The sequence below is a fragment of the Streptomyces sp. B6B3 genome (assembly GCF_039871525.1).
Classification (GTDB): domain Bacteria; phylum Actinomycetota; class Actinomycetes; order Streptomycetales; family Streptomycetaceae; genus Streptomyces.
The window spans coordinates 1-554 of record NZ_JBDPLU010000077.1 but is presented as its reverse complement, the minus strand read 5'-3'; the positions used below and the strand labels follow the sequence as shown (position 1 = coordinate 554).

The window sequence follows — 554 nt, the reverse complement described above, 5'->3', positions numbered from 1 at the left end:
ATCATCTCGGCAAGGGCCTGCGGGTCGGTGCGTTGTTCGGTGGTGGCGATGGCGAGGGTGGCGCCGGTGGCCAGGGTGGTGGTGATGTCGAGGATGGCGGCGTCGAAGGTGAAGGAGGCGAACTGCAACGCCGTCACACCCACGTCCACGCCGAGGGCGGGTCGCATGGCGTGGGCGAGGTTGGTCAGGCCCTGGTGGGTGACGGCGACGCCCTTGGGCCGGCCGGTGGAGCCCGAGGTGTAGATGACGTACGCCAACTGAGCCGGACGGGGGAGGCGCTGCGGGGGCGTGTTCGGTTCCTGCGCGAGGGCCTCGAGGGTGTGGGTGTCGTCCAACGCCACGGATCGGCCCGGGTGGTCCGGCAGCCGGGCCAGCGTCTCGCCGGTGCCCAGCACGAGGGTCGCCTCGCTGTCGGTGAGGATGTGGGCGAGGCGGTCGGCGGGGTGGTCGGGGTCCAGCGGCACGAACGCGCCGCCCGCCTTCCACACCGCCAGCATCCCGACGACGACGTCCACCCCGCGCGGCAGGCACAGGCCCACCCGGGACTCCGGCCC

1 protein-coding gene is annotated in these 554 nt (G+C 73.1%); it reads right to left on the bottom strand.

The genetic code is table 11. From position 1 onward, the window contains the following. The coding region (locus ABGB06_RS39435; protein WP_347600581.1) for an AMP-binding protein at window positions 1-554 on the bottom strand (554 nt) is incomplete at both ends.